Genomic DNA, 18,992 nt, shown 5'->3' on the forward strand with positions numbered 1-18,992 from the left:
CGTGCAGGTCAGGGCCCGGAACGGCCGGAACCCCGCACCCGGTGGGGTGCGGGGTTCCCGGTGGGGTGCGGGGTTACAGCGCCGACTCGATCAGCCGGACCAGTTCGCCCTTCGGCTTGGCACCGGCGATCGACTGCACCGGCTCGCCGTTCTTGAAGATGGTGAGGGTCGGCACGGACATCACCCGGTAGGCGCGGGCGGTCTCCGGGTTCTCGTCGATGTTGAGCTTGACGATGGTGACCTGGCCGGCCATCTCGCCGGCGATCTCCTCCAGCAGCGGTGAGACCTTGCGGCACGGCCCGCACCACTCGGCCCAGAAGTCCACCAGGACCGGCTTGTCGGACTTGAGCACGTCAGCGGTGAAACTGGCGTCGGTGACGACCTTGGTCGCTCCCACTATGACCCTCCTTCTCAGTTGTGGTGTTGCAGTCGTTCAGCTCAGGGTGGCGATGAACCGCTCGGCGTCGAGGGCGGCGGCACAGCCGGTGCCGGCGGCGGTGATCGCCTGCCGGTAGGTGTGGTCGACCACGTCACCGGCGGCGAAGACGCCCGGCACGCTGGTGCGGGTGCTCGGCGACTGCACCTTCACGTAACCCTCGTCGTCCAGCTCGACCTGGTCGCGGAAGAGTTCGCTGCGCGGGTCGTGGCCGATCGCCACGAACACGCCCGTCACGTCGAGCACCTTGACGTCGCCGGTGTGCACGTTGCGGACCCGGACACCGGTCACCTTGCCGTCGGCGCCGAGCACCTCCTCGACGGTGCTGTTCCACTCCACCCGGATCTTGTCGTTGCTCAGCGCGCGGTCGGCCATGATCTTGCTGGCCCGGAACGAGTCGCGCCGGTGGATGATCGTGACCGACTCGGCGAACCGGGTGAGGAAGCTGGCCTCCTCCATCGCGGAGTCGCCGCCGCCGACCACCACGATGTGCTGGTTGCGGAAGAAGAACCCGTCACAGGTGGCGCAGGACGACACGCCGTGCCCCAGGTACTCCTGCTCACCCGGCACGCCCAGCGGACGCCAGGCCGAGCCGGTGGAGAGGATGACGGCCTTCGCCCGGTAGGCGGTCTGCCCGACCCACACGGTGCTGACCGCGTCGGAACCGGTGTCGCCGGTGTCCTTCAGCTCGACCCGGGTGACGTCGTCGGTCAGGAACTCCGCACCGAACCGCTCGGCCTGCTTGCGCATGTTGTCCATCAGCTCGGGGCCGAGGATGCCGTCGGCGAAACCGGGGAAGTTCTCCACCTCGGTCGTGGTCATCAACGCACCGCCGGACTGCACACCCTCGATCACGAGTGGCTTGAGGTTGGCGCGTGCGGCGTAGACCGCCGCCGTGTACCCGGCCGGCCCGGAGCCGATGATGATCAGGTTGCGGACCTCGTCCACTGCCGTCTCCCGATGTGTGTGTACGACATCGGCGGCGCACCGACGTCGATCCGAGCGCCGACGGTTCAACGACGTCGGCGGCTGACTTGCAGAACGTCATCGTACGAACCGGGGATTCCCGGACCGGTCGTCCGGTGGGTCACGTCACGCGATGCGGGACGAGCGGTGACCGGGACCTCACCCTACCCGCGACTGGTAGCGGGTGTCCGCGCCGGACCCCGGCACACCGCACTCCGCGCCGCTCACCCACGCCCACCGCGCCCCGGTGGAATCGGCGAAGTGGACGACCAGCGCCGGCTCGCCGTTGAACGTGGCGTAGTCGACCACCTCGACGGTGAGCGGCCCACGCTGGTGCGCGGACGCGATGTCGGCGAGGCAGGCGTCGAGCGCCGTCCGCCCGGTCAGCCGGTCCAGCCCGGCGGGGGCGGCGAGCCGTTTGCTCTCCGGCGCGCCGGGGCTGATCTGGGTGGTGACCCCAGGTTCGTCACCGGGTTGGAGGCCCGGCGGGGTGACGGGTTGGACCATCGGGGCCGCCGTGGTGCCCCGCAGCGTCGACGGGGACCAGTCGACGCCGCTGCGCCGGGTCTCACCGCTGAACCGGAACCCACCCTCCGCGCGCTCCTGCGCCGGGCCGGCCAGCGAGGTGGCCGCGTCCCGGTCGGTGGTGCCGTCGACCAGGTGGGCGACGCCGAAACCCACAGCCGCCAGCGACGCCGCGGCGAGGGTGACCGGCCCGGCCAGCCGCGCCCAGCGTCGCCGCCGACCGGGGCCCGACGGATCGGCACGCCCCTCGTCGGGACGACCGCCGGGGGTACGCCGACCGCCCGGCTGCGTCGGCACCGGCCCGGCTGCCCGGACCGGCCGGACGTCGCCCGGTGCGGCCCGGCGGGGCGTCGCGTCGTCGTCGGCGGGCGGGTCGGCGGCCGGACCGGCACCGGCGAGTACGGCGGTGAGCCGCTCCACCACGGCCAGCGGCATCTCCGGTGCGGCGGTGCCCCAACCGGCCAACGCGTCGTGCACCCGGGCCACGGCGGGCGTCAGGACGGCGTACGCGTCGGCCCAGGCCGGGTCCTCGGTCACCAGGCGGGCGACGACGGTGTGCTCCGGGGTGCCGTCCAGTGCCCCGCCCACGTAGTCGGCGAGCAGGTCGTGGTCGACCTCCCTGAACTCCCGGCCGGTCACGGCTCCTCCTGGATGGCGTCCCGCCGGGCCTGCCCCGACCCCGATCGGACGTCGCTGGCCGGCTGCCGGTTCCCGGGTGTGACGTCGGGAACGTCCCGACCCGTCCGGCGGGACCCGTCCGCCGTGGCCGACCCGACCGGGGGGTGGTCCCCGCCGGTGCGCAGGTGCCCCAGCACGCCGGCCAGCCGGGCCCGGCCCCGGGCGCACCGGCTCTTCACCGTGCCCTCGGCCACGCCGAGGATCCGGGCGACCTCGGCGACCGGGTAGCCCTGCACGTCCACCAGGATCAGCGCGGCCCGCTGCTCGACCGGCAACCCGGCCAGCGCCTGGCGTACCACCAGGGCGGTGTCGTGGTCGGTGGCCGGGGCTGCCGGTTCGACGCCACCGGTCCCCCGGACGTCGTCGGTGTGGTTGCCGTCGGGCAGCGGGACGGTGGGGTGCGCCTGCCGGCGGCGGAGCCGGTCCAGGCAGGCGTTGACCACGATCCGGTGCAGCCAGGTGGTGACGGCGGAGTCGCCCCGGAACCGGCCGGCGGCGCGGTGGGCGGAGAGCAGCGCGTCCTGGAGGGCGTCGGCCGCCTCCTCCCGGTCGCCCGTGGTCCGCAGGGCCACCGCCCAGAGCCGGTCGCGGTGCCTGTGGAACAGTTCGGTGAAGGCGTCCCGGTCACCGGCGACGTGGGCGCGGAGCAGGTCCAGGTCGGTGGTCTCGGGGTGCGACACCACGACCGACGCCGGCCCACCGGTCGCCGGGTCGGGTGACTGCCCGCCGCGACCGACCATCACCACGTCCGGCGGAGGCGGTGACGGGGTCGCGGCCGGCGGATCACGATCCCTGGACCGAGATCTCCTGGACGCCCAGCTTGAAGCCCCGCTCGGTGGAGGGCAGCTCGGTGATCCAGAAGAGCAGGTACTGGTATTTCTGCTCGGGGTCGAAACCGTCGAAGGCCATCTTGGTGCCGTCGTGCTGCTCGAACGGCTGGCCGATCCGGGTCTTGAAGCCCTTGACCAGGTCCTTGTCGCCCTGCGAGGTGGACGGGAAGTCGCCGTTGCCGGTGAACAGGGCGGCGGAGACGCCGGAGTCCGACAGGGTGGCGGTGAGCGACTTGACCGTGTGCGGGGCACCGAGGTCGATCCAGACCCCCATGCCCTTCTTGTAGTTGCTGAAGTTGGCCGAGTAGTAGGTGTCGGTCTCCCAACCCTTGTCCTCGTCGCCGTCCATCATCTTCTCGGCGTCGTCCAGCTCGTTGCGCTGCCGGCTGTCCGGGTCGATGATCCGGATGTCCTGGATGGCGAGCTTGCGCACCACGGGGGCCGGGGTGGCGTCGCCGGCCGGCGCGCTGTTGGAGGGGCGGGCCACCGGCTCGGTCTCGGGGCTGTCGTCGCCGCCCAGGGTGGTGATGCCGATGAGCAGGCCGACGAGGGCGACCGCCAGCAGCCCGGCGATGCCGATCGCGACCTTCCGGCCGCCCGCGGCGGCCAGCGGTGAACGGTCCTCGACGCCGTCGGCGGTGAACCGGATGGTGCCGGTCTGGTCGAGGAAGTGGTCCTCGGCGGGGATGTCGAGGCGACCCAGCTCGGCGGAGAGCACGTCCGACGACGGCGGGGCGATCTCGGCGTCGAGCAGGTCCATCGTCAGGTCGTCGAGGTACGCCGGCACGCCGGCCCGGACCTGCCGGGGGGCGGCGATGGCGCCGCTGGCGTCGCGGACGGCGTCCGGGATGGCGGCCCGGCCGTGGCCGGCGGTCGCGCCGCGCAGCGGGGCCTCGGCGTGCGGCCAGTGCCCGGTGAGGGCGAAGTAGAGGACGCCACCCACCGCGCGGATGTCGGCTTCCTGGCTGTCGTCGCCGTCGGTGCGGGCGTCGGCCAGGACCACCCGGCCGTCGTCGCTGATCATCACGGTGCCGGGGTGCACGTTGCCGTGGACCATCCCGGTGGCGTGCACGGCGGCGAGGGCGCTGGCGACCGCGTTGCCGACGGCGGTGGCCCGGGCCGGGTCCATCGGCCCTTCGGCGACCAGCTCACGCAGGGAGCGACCGTCGACCCACTCCCGGACGACGTACGCCCGGACGTCCTCGTCGATCGCGTCGTAGACGCCGACCAGGTTGGGGTGGATGACCCGGCTGGCCGCCACGGCGGCCTGGAGCATCTCGGTGGCCGAGTCGCCGCCGGGGTAGCGGAGCACCACCGCCACGGGCCGGCGCAGGATGACGTCGACCCCCCGCCAGACCAGGCGCCCGGCACTGTCGTTGTTGATGTGCTCGACCAGCTCGTACCGCTCGGCGAGGATCTCACCGGCCGTGGGAGCACCGAAGGTCATGACCGGAGGAGCAGTTTCCTCCGCCTCCTGACCCTCGCCGACCTGGGTCACCCGTCCTCCCTCGGTGATCGTGTCGATCGATGGACCCGCGCTGCTGGGCATGTGGCTTCCCGCTCCGCCGTCGCTGGAACCGACCGGCGGCGTCGACTCGGGCGTCGGCCACCTGCCGTGTCCGTCGACAGCGACCTTACCCGGACCGCCCGTCATACCGACATGTCATCTTCCCGCCGCGCTCGACGGCCTGTCGCATATGGGGTGGAAAGTCCGTTTAACGCCACTCTCTCCCACGTTGCTGACACATGTACTGGCCAATCTAGACGCCCGTCGCAAACCGTCGACCTCCGGGCCGACCCACCGGGAACGATCCGGTGTCGGCAGGTCTGGTTCCCGCCGAACGGTCGTACATGCTCAGCCTTACGGTTGGTTATCCACAGCCCTTTACGGTGACTGAGCGGGCAATCACCAAGTTATCCACAGGCGTGTCCCCAGGCTGGTGATCCTCGTTCACCCTGCGTGTCCCCTGCCCGGTCGCGGGCTGGCCGGCGGCTCAGCGGCCGAGCCGTCGGCGCACCATCGCGACCACCTCGGTGATCTCGCCGATCCGCAGCACCATCGCCAGGCCCAGGTACGTCCCGCCGATCACCGCCCCGCCGAGCACCAGCCGCACCGCCGCCGCCAGCCGGCTCAGGTTCTCCGGGTCACCGGGCAGCAGGTTGACCACCAGCAGGCCGACCAGTGCCGCGCCGAGCGCCGCCACCAGCACCTTGCCCATGGTCCGCATGATCCGGCCCAGCCCGATCCGGCCCACCCGGGGCCGCAGCAGCATCGCCGAGAGCACCGCCGCCGCCACGTACGAGATGGCGTTGCCGAGCATCATGCCGGCCGCCGCGAAGGTGGCCGAGAAGGTGACGAAGACCCCGATCTGCACGGCCACCCGCAGGATCACCACCGGGATGTTGACCAGCGCCGGGGTACGGGTGTCCGGCAACGCGTAGAAGGCGAAGGTGAACAGCTGGCTGATCGCGAACGGCACCAGGCCCAGCGCGGCGACCAGCAGCACCAGCGAGGTGGCCAGCGCGTTGTCACCGTTGAACGCGCCGTACTGGAAGACCACCACGGAGACCGGGCCGGCCAGCACCGCGTAGCAGACCGCGATCGGGGCGAGCACCGCCGTCACCATCCGGGTGCCCCGGGACAGGTCGGCGGTGACGTCGGTGAACCGGCCCTCGGCGGCGGCGGCGCTCATCCGGGGCATCAGCGCCGTGATGATCGAGACGGCGATGATGCCGTGCGCCATCATCAGCAGCAGGAAGACGTTGTTGTAGATCAGCAGGCCGGCGTTGTTCTCGTCGCCACCGGCGGCCCGGGTGAGCAGGTTGACCACCACGAACAGGCCGAGCTGGTTGACCGCGACGTAGCAGAACATCCAGCCACCGAGCCGGGCCAGCTCACGCAGCCCCAGCTCGCGGAAGTCGAACCGCAGCTTCCACCGGAACCCGACCTTGCGCAGCGCCGGCAGCAGCCCGGCCGCCTGCACCGCCACGCCGAGTAGGGTGCCCCCGCCGACCAGCAGGACGCGCTCCCAGCCGATGTCCTCCGGGCCCAGCGCCCGCGCGCCGTACACCGCGATGTAGAGGCCGAACGTGCCGATGACGACCAGGTTGTTCAGGATCGGCGCCCACATCGGCGCGGCGAAGTGCCCCCGGGTGTTCAGCACCGCCGCGATCAACGCGCTGACGCCGGTGAAGAACAGCATCGGCAGCATCAGGTACGACAGGTTGGTGACCAGGCTCGTGTACGCCGCGTTCTTGCCGCCGGCGTAGAGCGTGGTCAGGGTCGAGGCCAGCAGCAGGGCCAGCACCACGGTGACCGCGAGGGCCAGCACCGCGAGGGTCAGCAGCCGCTGGGCGTACGCCTCGCCCCGGTCCGGGTCGGCCTTGCTGCGGCGTACCAGCACCGGGATCAGCACGCTGGTCAGCACGCCGCCGAGCAGGAACTCGTACACCTGGTTGGGCAGGAACTGGGCGGTGGTGAACGCGTCGCCGACGGCGCTGCCCAGCGCGGCGCCGATCATCAGGTTCCGGATGAAGCCGGTGCCCCGGCTGACCAGGCTGCCGACCGCCATCACCGCGCTGTTCGCCGCCGCGCTGGTCTCGGCGACCACCTCCTGCGGCGGCGCGGTCGCCTCCACCCCCGGCTGGTTCAACGGCTCGGCGGAGATGAAGGTCGCCCCGTCGTACGGCCGGGGACCGTCACCCCCCTGCGCGGCGTTCGCGCTGCGGTAGAGCCCGCCGCTCATCTCCAGCCTCCCGGGGGTACGTCGGAGCCGGCACCGGTCCGCACGTCCATGACCATAGTCAACCCGTACCCGACACCCGCGCCCGGCGGATCGGTTCCCGTCCCCGCCCGATAGGCTGGCGATCCCATGTCCGAAGCCTCCACACCCCACGCCGCCGCACGCCGTGAACTCACCACCGTGCAGCGCAACGCCGTCGCCGAACTGCTCCGCGTCTCCCCGGTCGCCGACGAACTGGGCCGCCGGTTCGCCCGCGCCGGGCACGAACTGCACCTGGTGGGTGGGTCCGTCCGTGACGCCCTGCTCGGTCGGCTCGGCGACGACCTGGACTTCTGCACCGACGCCCACCCCGAGCAGACGCTACGGATCGTCCGGGGCTGGGCCGAGTCGATCTGGGAGACCGGTCGGGAGTTCGGCACCATCGGCTGCCAGCGCGACGGCCTCCGGCTGGAGGTCACCACCTTCCGCGCGGAGGCGTACGACCAGGTCAGCCGCAACCCCGTCGTCGAGTACGGCACGAACCTCACTGACGACCTGAAGCGGCGGGACTTCACCGTCAACGCGATGGCGGTCAGCCTCCCCGACCACCGGTTCACCGACCCGTACGGCGGGCTGGACGACCTGGCCGCGAAGATCATCCGTACTCCCGGCACGCCCGCCGAGTCGTTCGGCGACGACCCGCTGCGGATGCTGCGGGCCGCCCGGTTCGCCGCCCAGCTCTGCTTCGCCGTCCACCCCGACGTGCGGGCGGCGATGGTGGCGATGGCCGCCGACCTGGACCGGATCACCGCCGAGCGGGTCCGCGACGAGTTCACCAAGCTGCTGTGCGGCACCGACCCGATCACCGGGCTGCGGCTGCTCGTCGACACCGGGCTGGCCGACCGGTTCCTGCCCGAACTGACCGGCCTCAAGCTGACCATCGACGAGCACGCCCAGCACAAGGACGTCTACGAGCACACCCTGACCGTGGTGAGCAACGCGGTGTCGTACGAGACGGACGGCTGCGACTTCGTGCTGCGGATGGCCGCGCTCATGCACGACGTCGGCAAGCCGGCCACCAAGGCGGTCGGTCCGGACGGTCGGGTCAGCTTCCACCACCACGAGGTGGTCGGCGCCCGGCTGACCAAGAACCGGATGAAGGCGCTGCGCTACCCGAAGGACGTCACCTCCCAGGTCACCAAGCTGGTCGGCCTGCACCTGCGGTTCTACGGCTACGGCCGGGGCGAGTGGACCGACTCGGCCGTGCGTCGGTACGTCACCGACGCCGGTGACCTGGTGGACCGGCTGCACAAGCTGACCCGCTCCGACTGCACCACCCGCAACCGGCGTAAGGCGGCCCAGCTCGCCGCCGACTACGACGCGCTGGAGGAACGGATCACCCGGATCGCCGCCGAGGAGGACCTGGCCCGGGTCCGGCCCGACCTGGACGGCAACGCGATCATGGAACTGCTCGGGGTGCCGCCGGGGCCGGTGGTCGGCCGGGCCTGGCAGCACCTCAAGGAACTGCGGCTGGAACGCGGCCCGCTCGACCGCGACGAGGCCGAGGCGGAACTGCGGCGCTGGGCCGCCGAGCAGGGCCTGAGCTGACCTGAACGACGCGAGGGGCCGCCCGGCGCACGCCGGACGGCCCCTCGTCGCGCCTACGGTCAGCGGGTTTCGACCGCGCTGCCCTCGACCGGCGGCTTGCCGTTGGCCGGGGACCCGGACGACGCCGCGCCGAGCTTGGCGAGCAGGCCGGCGAGGTCGATGCCGGTGAGGTCGGAGCCGAGCTGGAGGCCCTGGGCCACGTTGCCGGCCACCGACTTGGTCAGCGACGACGCCCCGTCGGTCGAGATCACCGTCAGCTTGTCGATCGCGCCGATCGGGGCGCTGGCCGCCTCGACCACCTGCGGCAGCATCTTGACCAGCAGGTCGAGCACGGCGGCCTCACCGTACGCGGCGAACGCCTCGGCCTTGCGGGCCATCGCGTCGGCCTCGGCCTGACCCCGGGCCAGGATGGCCGTGGCCTCGGCCTGGCCCTCCCGCTCGACCGCCTCGGCGATCGCGGACCGCCGCCGCTGCTCGGCCTCACCCTCCTTGGCGCCCTCGATCGCGTTCGCCTCGGCCAGCGCCGCCCGGCGCGCCCGCTCACCCTCACCGGTGAGCCGGGCCTGCTCGGCGGCGGCCTGGGCGGCCGCGATGGTGGCCTGCCGCTGCGCGTCGGCGTTCAGCACCGCCGCGTTACGGGCCGCCTCCGCCTCCTGCTCCACCTTGTACCGGGCCGCGTCGGCCGGCTTGCGCACCTCGGTGTCGAGCTGACGCTGCTTGAGTTCGGCGTTGCGCTCGGCGACCTTCTGCTGCTCGGAGAGGATCGCCTGGTCCCGCTCGGCCTGGGCGAGTGGCCCGGCCGCCGCCGACTTCGCCTTCGCCGCGTCGATCTCGGCCTGGATGCCGGCCTGCTTCAGCGACAGGTTCCGGTTCGCCTCGGCGATCGCCTCCTCGGCCAGCAGCCGCTCCTGCTCGGCCTGCTGCCGGGCGCGGGCCTCGGCGATGGCCGCGTCCTTGAGCACCCGGGCCGCCTCCGGCCGCCCCAGATCCTGCAGGTACGACCCCTCGGCCAGGATGTCCTGGAGCTGGAAGGTGTCCAGCACCAGCCCCTGGTTGGTCATCGAGTGCTCGGCCTCCTCGGCGACCGCGTTGGCGAACGCCGCCCGGTCCCGGATGACCTCCTCGACGGTGAGCCGGCCGACGATGGAGCGCAGCGCGCCGGCCAGCACCTCCCGGGTGAAGTTGTCGATCTCGTCCTGCTGGTGCAGGAAGCGCTGGGCGGCGGCGCGGATCGCGTCCTCGGTGCCGCCGACCTTGACGATGGCGACACCGTGCAGGTCGGCCCGGATGCCCTGCTTGCTGACCGCGCCCCGGATGCCGACGTCGATGCGGCGGCTGGACAGGTCGAGCGACTGGAGCTTCTGCACCACCGGCAGGACGAAGACCGACGCGCCGAGGACGACCTTCTGGCCGGAGTTGTCGGTGGACCGGCCGCCGTCGGCGGTCTGCGTGGTCCGACCCTTGCGGCCGGTGACGATGAACGCCTCGTTGGGCCCGGCGACCTTGATCCGGGAGAGCACGAACAACACGAGGACGAGGGCGAGGACGACCGCGCCGCCGATGGCGATGAGGAGAGGCATGGTGGTTCCGTCTCTGCGAGAAGAGGGGTCAGTAGGTCTCGACGTGCACGCTGGTCTCGCTCAGCGTCTGCACCACGAAGATCTGCGCACCGAGCGGGATGGGCCGGTCGGCGCGGGCGTTGAGTTTCACGGGTTGACCGGCGACGCGTACCCGGACCTCGCCGTAGCCGGCGGCCGGGATCGGGGTGACCACCAGGCCGAGCGCGCCGACCAGGTCGTCGCGGGTGGGGGTGGCGTCGGTGCGCATGTCGCGCGCCGCCCGGCTCAGCCGCCCCGCCAGCCACGCGGTGGGCACCGCGGCGAGCGCGCCGCCGCCGACGGCCGCCGCGATCATCCCGGGGGTACCCCCACCGAGCAGTTCGTTGACGATGGCCGCGCCGAAGCCGAACGTGCCGAGGAAACCGGCGACCGCCTCGACGGAGACCGGACCGTCGACGTCGGGATGACCGAAATGCAGGAGCTCGCCGCCGAGCAGGGCGAGTGCCAGCACACCGACGCCCGCCCCACCGATGATCAGAAAGATGAGCGTCCCCGTGGCCACGACCTGCACGGTAGCGACCCGGCGCAACGTCCCGCATGATCAGTTGGGGGCGACGGACACCGTCCGTTCGGCCAACTCCCTCGGCAGCGGCAACCGTTGCAGCTCGTGTCCGGCGGGGTCGGCGAGCACGACGTCCCGGTAACCACCCGGCCGCCGGTAGAGCAGCTGGTCGTCGCCGACCCAGGCGACCTCGGCCACCGGCAGCGTGCCGAGCACCGCACCGGTGACCGCGTCGACCAGCAACGGCTCCCGCTGTCCCTGGACCACCACCCGGGTTCCGTCGGGCGACCAGGACCACGGGCCGGCCGGATCGCCGGGGATCTTCACGAACCGGGTCGGCCGCCCGTCGTCGGCGGAGAAGAACTGCACTCCCCAACGCGGATGGCGGCTGCTCTCGGACTGTGGCGCGAAGCTGTCGGTCAGTGGCAACGTCACCTCCCGGCCGTCCCGGGTCCAGGTGAAGGCGCAGTGGTCGGTGCAGCGGTACCTGACCGGGTCGATCCGGTACTCCCGGTACCGCCCGCCGACCTCCAGCACGCCGAGGTGGTTCACCCCGTCCCGCCGGACGGTCACCGCCAACCGGCGGCCGTCCGGCGACCACTGGACGTCCAGCGCACCCCGGGCCCGCTGCCAGCGCAGCTTCCCGGTGGCCGCGTCGGCGAGACCGAGCTGGCCGGGGCGCTGCTCGTCCCGCACGGCGGTGACCGTGCCGGTGGGGGCCGGCCACACCTCGGCGTATCCGCCGGCACGGACGTAGCGGGACCGGGTGCGGTCCAGCACGTACCCGGTGCCGCCGGTCACGCCGCCGGTGACCACCCAGCCACCGGGCAGCGCCAACGGCCGGGCCGGCCAGTCGGCACCGGGGGTGGACAGCAGCGTCGTGCCGGGGGTGGGGCTCGGCGTGGGTCGCACCGGTTGGACCGGGCGCTCCGGCCGGAGCAGCACGAACGGCACCACCAGCGCCACCACCGCCACCACCGCCGTGCCGACCACCGCGACCCGGCGTCGGGTACGCAGCCGACGCCCCCGGGCCAGCGCCGCCAGGGCCAGCCGGGGCGACGGCCGTGCCTCCTCGGCGAGATCGCGTACGGCGGCCCGCAGCGCGTCCTCCGCCCGTCGGCTCATCGCTTCACCTCCGGGCTGCCGATGAGATCGTCGAAGGACGGCACCAACTCCCGCAGCCGGGCCAGCGCGCGGGAGGCCTGGCTGGCCACCGTGCCGGCCCGGCAGCCGAGGATCGCGGCGGTCTGCTCGACACTGAGGTCCTCCAGGTAGCGCAGCGTCAACACCGCCCGTTGCCGGGGCGGCAGCGTCCGGAGCGCGTCGCGCAACAGCATCCGTAGCTCGCTGTCGTGGCTGCTGTTGCGCTCGCCGGGCCGTTCCGGCAGCACCGCCACCGGGACCTCGCGTCGCCGGGCCAGCCGTCGCCAGCCGGAGACCTGGTCGTGGTAGAGGATCCGGCGTACGTACGGCTCGGCGTCACCCCGGATCCGGGGCCACCGGGCGTACGCCTTGGCCAGCGCGTTCTGCAGCAGGTCCTCGGCGGCGTGCTGGCTGCCCGCCAGCGCGTACGCGACGCGCAGCAGCGCGTCCCCCCGTTCGTTGACGAACGCGGTGAACTCCCCGTCGGTGCCTTCGGTCACCGCTCACCTCCGTACCGAAGACGCTCGGCGGCGGGAAAACCTTGCCCCGTCCACGGGTGTTTCGTCGCCGTCGGCCTCCGTGGGATGGTCGGCGACGGTCCGGCTGGTCCACCGTGGTGGTCCGATCCCGCGCCCTCCCCGTACCCGGCCCCCGCTCCCGGTGCCGGCCGGGACGGGGAGAATGGTCGGCATGCGCTGGACCGTGCTCGACTCGCCGATCGGGGAATTCTCCGTCGCCACCGACGGGACGGCGGTCTGCGGCACGCACTTCGGCCGGGTCGCCTCGGCCGACGACGAGCCCGCCGACGGGTTGGCCGGTCGGGCGGTCGCGGAACTGCGGGCGTACTTCGCCGGTGAGCTGACCGGGTTCACCGTGCCGGTGACGGTGCCGCGCGGGTCCGAGTTCGAGCGCGCCGTCTGGCGGGAGATGACCCGCATCCCGTACGGGGAGACGCTCACCTACGGCGAGGTGGCCCGGCGGGTCGGCGACCCCGGCGCCGCACGTGCGGTCGGGGTGGCCTGCAACCGCAACCCGGTCCCGGTGATCGTGCCCTGCCACCGGATCGTCGGCGCGGGCGGCAAGCTGGTCGGCTTCGGCGGCGGTCTGCCCCGCAAGGTGACCCTGCTGGAGTTGGAGGCGGGGGTGGCGCTGCGCCGCGCCTGGTCGTGACGGTCAGATCGCCGATCAGCGCGGCAGAACCGGGTGGGCGTGGACGGCGGCGTTTTTCGGTTTTTCTGAGCGGCCGGCGGCAGCGGGACGAGGTGCGGGGCCGGGAGCGCGTGCCGGGCGTGGGGCGCTTGGGCGATCGCCGTCGGACAACCGTGGTCCCCTGGCTCGGATGGTGGTCGGCCAGCCGGGCACGAGCCCGTCAACGGTTGATGAATTCCCAGCTCACAGCTATCTGGCGAGTTTTTCGGCTGGCCTGCCCGAATAGCAGAACCCGCCTGTGTCGCCTCTCGAACAATCATCATGTTGTTCCCGGAAGCAATTTTCTGGGCTGCGTGATGACTCAGTCCGGCATTGAGATTAGGCGAGTGGGGGGAGCAAGATCGGAGGTGCGGGCGGGAGTTCGACGACGGTGTTCCGTCGGATCCGACTTCCTGCGCCGAATCTTCCAACGAACCAACGCGCGACGTGACATCGTCGTGCCGGCAAGGAGTTCCGACATGTCTTCTCGACACCAGCTGGATGGCGGCCGTCCGCGGCGGCGTGGGACCGACGAGGGTGCCCTGGTGGCCGTTCTGCTGGCCATGCTGATGATCTATTCGGCGCTGGTGATGCGCGACGGCGGGTCCTGGCGGTTGGCGGTCGCCATGCCGGCGATCCTCGGGATCGTCGCGGTCCAGATGGCCCGCTGGACGTCGCAGACCTGGGGCCGCAGCCATCAGCGGACGCTGCGCCGGCTGTTCGACATCCTGGGCGCGGAGACCGGCCCCGGAGGGCGGGACGTCGCAGAACCGGCGGGTCGATCCGACGGACAGACTCCCGAAGGCCGGTGACGGTCGTCCTACGCACGCAGGAAGGTCAGAACGAGAGTGCACAGCCCGGCGGCACCGCCGACCGAACACGGAACAACCAAGAGGACAGGCCGGCCGCTGAATCCGGTGGTGGGCTTCGGCCCGGCCGCCCGACTCGCTCAGCAGCTGCGTGACGCGTACCTGGCCGCTGGTGAGCCGCCCATGAAACGCGTGGCGCGCATGGGCGACGTGAGCACGAGTACGTTATCGGAGAACCTCAGTGGTCGGAGGATCCCCACGCCGCATGTGTTGGACGCCTTCCTCGTCGGTATCGGCGTCACCGACGAGGTCGCGCGCGACTGGCGACGACTTCGCGAGGAGGCAGTTGAGGCCGCCGAGCGGTTCGAGCCGGACGGCCACATCGCCTCGTCGTCAAGCCTGCTCGCCGCGCTGCGTCGGCTCAGGGCGGAGCAGCGGCTGACCGACGAGGAACTCGAACGGCGACTCGACGCGGTGAGTGGGCAGCGACTGAAGGGCGCATTGTCGGGTTCGGTGCCGGGAAGAGCGCAGGTTGACGCCATCCTGGCCGGCGAGGTCGCCCTCGATCCGGATGCACTGGGTTACCTCGTCCTCTGCCTCGGTGCACACGAGAGCCAGGTCCGCGCCTGGTGTGCGCTGGCCGATCGCCTCGGCGAACAGCAGACGGAACCGCGGGACCCGTTGTCCGATCCGCTCGTCGCGTCGGTCCCGTCGGCAGACGCAGTGATCGCCTCGGATACGGCGGCCGAGGGGACTCCTGGACCCTCGATCGTGCGACCACCCCGGCGGCGGTGGTACCTGCTGGCGGCGGCACTGACCGCCGTTTCCCTGGTCCTTCTGAGCATGGCGACGGCCGACCGCAGGCGCGACCGGGTCTCGCCGGCCAACGAGCGGGCCGGTGGGCCGGTGGTGGAGGAGGCGGCGGACGGTCAGTACGAGGTCTTCGTGCTGGGCCAGCGGATAGTGGTCACACCGAAGTCGGCGCTCGCCCGGGAGGACGCCGTGCTCACCCGGCTGGTCGTCTCCCGGACGACCACCTCGTCCCAGGTGGACGACCACGAGAAACGGGAGTTCCGAAGGACCGTCTCTGACGGGCAGGACTGCGAGTCCAGCACGCTGATCGACGCGAACGACCGGAGGAAGCCTGAGCCGACGCAGTGCACTGCCTCCGCGCTGACCCGGTTGCGGGTTCCGAACCCGTCGACGGACCCCCGGGAACTCAGCCGGCAACTCCTGGTCGATCAGGGAGCCGAGCCGGGGTCAGCGGCCGAGTCGCTGGCCGTGCTCCGGGGGATAGCCAACCTCAACAAGGAGCACTGTCTCGGTTCCGCACAGCGAGCGGCGGTCCTGCGGGTGCTTGCCGGTCTGCCCGGTCTGGTCTTTCGGGACTGGTCGATCGACGAGACGGGTCGGCAGGGACTGGCGTTCAGCATCGACGGCGAAGCCGCGGAGGAGACTGTGGACACCCGGGACACGCTCGTCGTCGACCCTGCTCACGGTGCACTTCTGTTCCACGAGCAGACCGTACGTCCCGAGACGCCGGTGCCGGTGGTCGAATCCGGAACCACGTTCTTGAACTGCGAGCGCAGGAAGGGGCGCGACTGAGTACCCGCCCGGGGAGGGTGGGTCTTCTGCGAAACCCACCCCGGGCGGCGGTACCGTCGAGCCGAGGTGTCAGAAACGCGGCCCCGAAAAGGCGAATCGGGGATGCGCCATGTGAAGAATGACGCCGACGGTGGCGGTTTCCGGCCCGGATGGTGCCGGTGATCGGCTGCCGAAGGGTCGATCCCACATGGTCATGCCCTTGATCGCCGGGGACGGGTCTGATCCGCCCGATCCGAGGCGGCAAAGAGTTTAGCGGAAATCGATGATCGAAGCCGTCCTGCGGTCGATCAGGATCCCCTTCCGGTCTGGCGATCATTCGGGGCGCGACTCTACCCTGAGCCAACGGGCGTCACGGAGCGTCGCCACTCGATCTCGGAGCGTTCATCGGGTGCTCCCGACCTGCCCTGCTGTCGCTCGACCGAGGGAGGGAAGCCACCATGGTCCGTGCCGTTCGCCGCCTGCTGGCCGGCGTGATGATCAGTTTCCTGATCATATTTGGCAGCTTCTCGGCCGCCACCCCTGCGGCTGCGGAATCGGGAACCTCGCCAGATGTGCTCGCCGCCCCCAGTTGCCCGGACGGGTGGTTCTGCTTCTACGACGACGTGCGATTCGGCACCCCCTACGGCAAGCTGTCCGACTGCGGCTGGCAGAACCTGGCCACCTGGGGCTGGCAGAACCGCACGGAAGCGGTCTACTACAACCTGAAAAGCGGTTCGGTGACGTTCTACGAGAGCAACGGCACTCCGCTTTTCACGGTGAGCGCCTCGAAGAGATCCATCAGCGATGTCTACCCGAAGCAGAACAGGGCGGACAAGGTCTACCGGGCCTGTTGAACGAGGGACAGCCCGTCGGATCGATCCTGGAACCGGCGCCCGGGCGCACCTCTGCCGACGGCTGTCGCCGTACCTGGAGACGGCGGACCGAACACGCGAGGGCCGGGTCCGAACGGACCCGGCCCTCGACGGTGCGGTGGTCGGTGCGTCAGCGCTCGACGTCGCCGGTGATGAAGCCCTCGACGGCGGCGTGCGCGTCGTGGTCGGCGTACTGCACCGGCGGGGACTTCATGAAGTACGAGGAGGCCGACAGGATCGGGCCACCGATCTTGCGGTCCAGCGCGATCTTCGCGGCCCGGACGGCGTCGATGATGACACCTGCCGAGTTCGGCGAGTCCCACACCTCGAGCTTCAGTTCGGCGTTGAGCGGGGTGTCGCCGAAGGAACGACCCTCCAGGCGGATGTACGCCCACTTGCGGTCGTCCAGCCACGGCACGTGGTCCGACGGGCCGATGTGCACGTCGCTCTTGACCATCTCGTGCGGGATCTGGGACGTGACCGACTGGGTCTTCGAGATCTTCTTCGAGACCAGCCGGTTGCGCTCCAGCATGTTCATGAAGTCCATGTTGCCGCCGAAGTTGAGCTGGTAGGTGCGCAGCAGCTCGACCCCACGGTCCTCGAACAGCTTCGCCAGCGCGCGGTGCACGATGGTGGCGCCGACCTGGCTCTTGATGTCGTCGCCGACGATCGGCAGGCCGGCGTCGGTGAACTTCTGCGCCCACTGCGGGTCGGAGGCGATGAAGACCGGCAGCGCGTTGACGAAGGCGCAGCCGGCGTCGATCGCGGCCTGGGCGTAGAACTTCGCCGCCTGCTCGGAACCGACCGGCAGGTAGCAGACGACCACGTCGACCTGGGCGTCGCGCAGCGCCTTGGTCACGTCGACCGCCTCGGCGTCCGACTCCTCGATGATCTCGCGGTAGTACTGGCCCAGGCCGTCGAAGGTCGGGCCGCGCTGGACGCTGACGCCGGTGGGCGGCACGTCGCAGAGCTTGATGGTGTTGTTCTCGCTGGCGACGATCGCCTCCGCGAGGTCCATGCCGACCTTCTTGGCGTCCACGTCGAACGCCGCGACAAAGTCCACGTCCGATACGTGGTAGTCGCCGAAGGTGACGTGCATGAGACCCGGGACGCGGTCGTTCGGGTCGGCGTTGCGGTAGTACTCCACGCCCTGCACGAGGGACGAGGCGCAGTTACCCACACCGACGATGGCGACGCGGACGGAGCCCATAGCGTCTGCCTCCTTCTTCTTCATCACGGCCGCTCTTTCCTGGACTCTCCAGGCGGAGGCGGGCTGTTGTTGTCTCGTGGACCGTCGGCCACCCCGGGTCGCGGGGCGGTCGGGGCACGGCCGGAGCGCTCGTTGGCGATGAGCTCCTCCAGCCAGCGGACCTCACGCTCGCAGGCGTCGAGGCCGTGGCGTTGCAGTTCCAGGGTGTACGCGTCGAGCCGCTCGGCCGCCCGGCCCAGCACGTCCCGAAGTCCTTCGCGACGTTCCTCGATCGTGCGTCGGCGGCCCTCCAGGATGCGCAGCCGGGTCGCCTGGTCGGTGCGGGCGAAGAACGCGAAGTGCACGCCGAAACCCGTGTCGTCGTACGTCTCCGGCCCGGCCTGCGCGATCAGTTGGGCGAACCGTTCCTTGCCCTCGGCGGTGATCTTGTAGACCACCCGACCGCGCCGGCTGGTCAGCGCGGGAACCTCCTCGGCGGTGGCCGGTGCGTCGGCGGCCTCGGTGATCCAACCCGCCGCCTGCAACCTGCGCAGGGTCGGGTAGAGCGAGCCGTAGCTGATCGCCGCCCGGATGGCGCCGAGCTTGGCGGCGAGCTCCTTGCGGAGTTCGTAGCCGTGCATCGGGGACTCCTGGAGGAGGCCGAGGATGGCGAGTTCCAGCACGGGCCACCCTTCCCCTGCCGTCGGGGCGGAAGGTCAACCGCCTCGATGTATCGGACCGATACATCGCACGTTAGTACCTCGATCGGCGTCCGGGCAAACCCCCGTTGTGCGCCGACCTATTCACGGATCGTGACGGTGGTCGCCCCGCCCGACCGGAGCGCGTACCCTTTGCCGCATGCGTACGTCTCGCCAGGTGGTCGACTACTCGCTCCAGAAGCGGGCAGTGCTGCGTGACCTCCACGCCGGGCGGGTCGGCACGTACGACGTCTGCGACGCGTCGCCGTACCTGAAGAACGCGGCCCGCTTCCACGGCGAACCGACCGACCAACGGTGTCCGATCTGCCGGAGCGAGAACCTGACCCACGTCCACTACATTTACGGGGACGAACTCAGGCAGTCGGCGGGCCAGGCGCGTTCCCTGGCCGAATTGCCCGTGCTGGCGATGACGCTGCGTGAGTTCCAGGTCTTCGTGGTGGAGGTGTGCCTCGGCTGTGACTGGAACCATCTCGTCGAGCAGTTCCTGCTCGGCCGGGACGGGCTGGCCGAGGGCGGCCCGGAGCAGGGGGTGGCGGGCGCCGCCACCGCTGCCACGCAGGGGCGAAGGCGAGAGGCGCAACGGTGAACCTGGCTGATCCGGT

Annotated in this window: 18 protein-coding genes; 6 read left to right on the plus strand and 12 right to left on the minus strand. The window is 71.3% G+C overall.

Annotated elements, in window-relative coordinates; translation table 11 throughout:
* Positions 1-73: 73 nt before the first annotated feature.
* The 6 genes from trxA to murJ form a co-directional block, all read right to left on the minus strand.
* On the minus strand, positions 74-397 hold the full coding sequence (gene trxA, locus ACN265_RS31265; RefSeq protein ID WP_088643651.1) for a thioredoxin: 324 nt from the start codon (positions 395-397) through the stop codon (positions 74-76).
* Positions 398-433: 36 nt separating this feature from the next.
* Positions 434-1,384, minus strand: a complete 951-nt coding sequence (trxB, locus tag ACN265_RS31270; protein WP_204925515.1) for a thioredoxin-disulfide reductase — start codon at positions 1,382-1,384, stop codon at positions 434-436.
* Between the two features lie 177 nt (positions 1,385-1,561).
* Positions 1,562-2,566: a hypothetical protein gene (locus ACN265_RS31275; protein WP_421410947.1), complete on the minus strand. Its 1,005-nt coding sequence runs from the start codon at positions 2,564-2,566 to the stop codon at positions 1,562-1,564.
* Positions 2,563-3,345, minus strand: coding sequence for an RNA polymerase sigma factor SigM (gene sigM / locus ACN265_RS31280; protein ID WP_421410948.1), 783 nt, complete (start codon positions 3,343-3,345; stop codon positions 2,563-2,565). The genes ACN265_RS31275 and sigM overlap by 4 nt, the downstream gene beginning before the upstream one ends.
* Before the next feature lie 43 nt (positions 3,346-3,388).
* A complete protein-coding gene (locus ACN265_RS31285) occupies positions 3,389-4,984 on the minus strand; it encodes a protein kinase family protein (RefSeq protein ID WP_357924799.1) in 1,596 nt (531 codons plus the stop codon).
* A 445-nt stretch (positions 4,985-5,429) separates the two neighbouring features.
* Complete coding sequence (gene murJ, locus ACN265_RS31290) at positions 5,430-7,181, minus strand: murein biosynthesis integral membrane protein MurJ (protein WP_204925511.1); 1,752 nt, start codon at positions 7,179-7,181, stop codon at positions 5,430-5,432.
* A 126-nt stretch (positions 7,182-7,307) separates the two neighbouring features.
* Between murJ and ACN265_RS31295 the strand changes: the two genes are divergently transcribed.
* Positions 7,308-8,765 carry a CCA tRNA nucleotidyltransferase gene (locus tag ACN265_RS31295; protein WP_204925510.1) on the plus strand — a complete coding sequence of 486 codons (1,458 nt, stop codon included), beginning with the start codon at positions 7,308-7,310 and terminating at the stop codon, positions 8,763-8,765.
* 59 nt (positions 8,766-8,824) lie between these two features.
* On the opposite strand, the gene ACN265_RS31300 is transcribed toward ACN265_RS31295, so the two are convergent.
* From ACN265_RS31300 to ACN265_RS31315, 4 genes are read right to left on the minus strand one after another with little or no spacing between them, the layout of a single operon-like run.
* Entirely contained in the window at positions 8,825-10,345 is a 1,521-nt protein-coding gene (locus ACN265_RS31300) for a flotillin family protein (RefSeq protein WP_204925509.1), read from the minus strand.
* A gap of 28 nt (positions 10,346-10,373) precedes the next feature.
* Complete coding sequence (locus ACN265_RS31305) at positions 10,374-10,895, minus strand: hypothetical protein (protein WP_421411708.1); 522 nt, start codon at positions 10,893-10,895, stop codon at positions 10,374-10,376.
* Between the two features lie 30 nt (positions 10,896-10,925).
* Positions 10,926-12,011, minus strand: coding sequence for a hypothetical protein (locus tag ACN265_RS31310; protein WP_421410951.1), 1,086 nt, complete (start codon positions 12,009-12,011; stop codon positions 10,926-10,928).
* Positions 12,008-12,529, minus strand: coding sequence for a SigE family RNA polymerase sigma factor (locus tag ACN265_RS31315; RefSeq protein WP_204925506.1), 522 nt, complete (start codon positions 12,527-12,529; stop codon positions 12,008-12,010). The genes ACN265_RS31310 and ACN265_RS31315 overlap by 4 nt, the downstream gene beginning before the upstream one ends.
* A gap of 190 nt (positions 12,530-12,719) precedes the next feature.
* Between ACN265_RS31315 and ACN265_RS31320 the strand changes: the two genes are divergently transcribed.
* The 4 genes from ACN265_RS31320 (at position 12,720) to ACN265_RS31335 (ending at position 16,464) form a co-directional block, all read left to right on the plus strand.
* The gene (locus tag ACN265_RS31320) at positions 12,720-13,199 is read left to right on the plus strand and encodes a methylated-DNA--[protein]-cysteine S-methyltransferase (RefSeq protein ID WP_421410952.1); all 480 of its coding nucleotides are present in this window, start codon (positions 12,720-12,722) and stop codon (positions 13,197-13,199) included.
* A gap of 563 nt (positions 13,200-13,762) precedes the next feature.
* Positions 13,763-14,029 carry a hypothetical protein gene (locus ACN265_RS31325; protein ID WP_421410954.1) on the plus strand — a complete coding sequence of 89 codons (267 nt, stop codon included), beginning with the start codon at positions 13,763-13,765 and terminating at the stop codon, positions 14,027-14,029.
* A gap of 180 nt (positions 14,030-14,209) precedes the next feature.
* Positions 14,210-15,631, plus strand: a complete 1,422-nt coding sequence (locus ACN265_RS31330; protein WP_421410955.1) for a hypothetical protein — start codon at positions 14,210-14,212, stop codon at positions 15,629-15,631.
* Between the two features lie 437 nt (positions 15,632-16,068).
* Complete coding sequence (locus tag ACN265_RS31335; protein WP_421410957.1) at positions 16,069-16,464, plus strand: peptidase inhibitor family I36 protein; 396 nt, start codon at positions 16,069-16,071, stop codon at positions 16,462-16,464.
* A gap of 148 nt (positions 16,465-16,612) precedes the next feature.
* Here the strand turns inward: ACN265_RS31335 and ACN265_RS31340 are convergent, their stop codons facing one another.
* Positions 16,613-17,692, minus strand: coding sequence for an inositol-3-phosphate synthase (locus tag ACN265_RS31340; protein WP_204925500.1), 1,080 nt, complete (start codon positions 17,690-17,692; stop codon positions 16,613-16,615).
* Positions 17,693-17,715: 23 nt separating this feature from the next.
* Positions 17,716-18,354, minus strand: a complete 639-nt coding sequence (locus ACN265_RS31345) for a PadR family transcriptional regulator (protein ID WP_204925499.1) — start codon at positions 18,352-18,354, stop codon at positions 17,716-17,718.
* Between the two features lie 175 nt (positions 18,355-18,529).
* On the opposite strand from ACN265_RS31345, the gene ACN265_RS31350 reads away from it, so the two are divergent.
* Positions 18,530-18,976, plus strand: coding sequence for a DUF5318 domain-containing protein (locus tag ACN265_RS31350; RefSeq protein WP_421410959.1), 447 nt, complete (start codon positions 18,530-18,532; stop codon positions 18,974-18,976).
* Positions 18,977-18,992 lie beyond the last annotated feature (16 nt).

It is taken from the genome of Micromonospora sp. WMMD730 (assembly GCF_049178955.1).
In the GTDB taxonomy this organism is placed as follows: domain Bacteria; phylum Actinomycetota; class Actinomycetes; order Mycobacteriales; family Micromonosporaceae; genus Micromonospora; species Micromonospora wenchangensis.

Coding starts and splice junctions, on each gene's coding strand:
- sigM (WP_421410948.1), bottom strand. CDS start 3,345: ATGGTCGGTCGCGGCGGGCAGTCACCCGACCCGGCGACCGGTGGGCCG.
- ACN265_RS31285 (WP_357924799.1), bottom strand. CDS start 4,984: ATGCCCAGCAGCGCGGGTCCATCGATCGACACGATCACCGAGGGAGGA.
- murJ (WP_204925511.1), bottom strand. CDS start 7,181: ATGAGCGGCGGGCTCTACCGCAGCGCGAACGCCGCGCAGGGGGGTGAC.
- ACN265_RS31295 (WP_204925510.1), top strand. CDS start 7,308: ATGTCCGAAGCCTCCACACCCCACGCCGCCGCACGCCGTGAACTCACC.
- ACN265_RS31300 (WP_204925509.1), bottom strand. CDS start 10,345: ATGCCTCTCCTCATCGCCATCGGCGGCGCGGTCGTCCTCGCCCTCGTC.
- ACN265_RS31310 (WP_421410951.1), bottom strand. CDS start 12,011: ATGAGCCGACGGGCGGAGGACGCGCTGCGGGCCGCCGTACGCGATCTC.
- ACN265_RS31320 (WP_421410952.1), top strand. CDS start 12,720: ATGCGCTGGACCGTGCTCGACTCGCCGATCGGGGAATTCTCCGTCGCC.
- ACN265_RS31330 (WP_421410955.1), top strand. CDS start 14,210: ATGAAACGCGTGGCGCGCATGGGCGACGTGAGCACGAGTACGTTATCG.
- ACN265_RS31335 (WP_421410957.1), top strand. CDS start 16,069: ATGGTCCGTGCCGTTCGCCGCCTGCTGGCCGGCGTGATGATCAGTTTC.
- ACN265_RS31340 (WP_204925500.1), bottom strand. CDS start 17,692: ATGGGCTCCGTCCGCGTCGCCATCGTCGGTGTGGGTAACTGCGCCTCG.
- ACN265_RS31350 (WP_421410959.1), top strand. CDS start 18,530: ATGCGTACGTCTCGCCAGGTGGTCGACTACTCGCTCCAGAAGCGGGCA.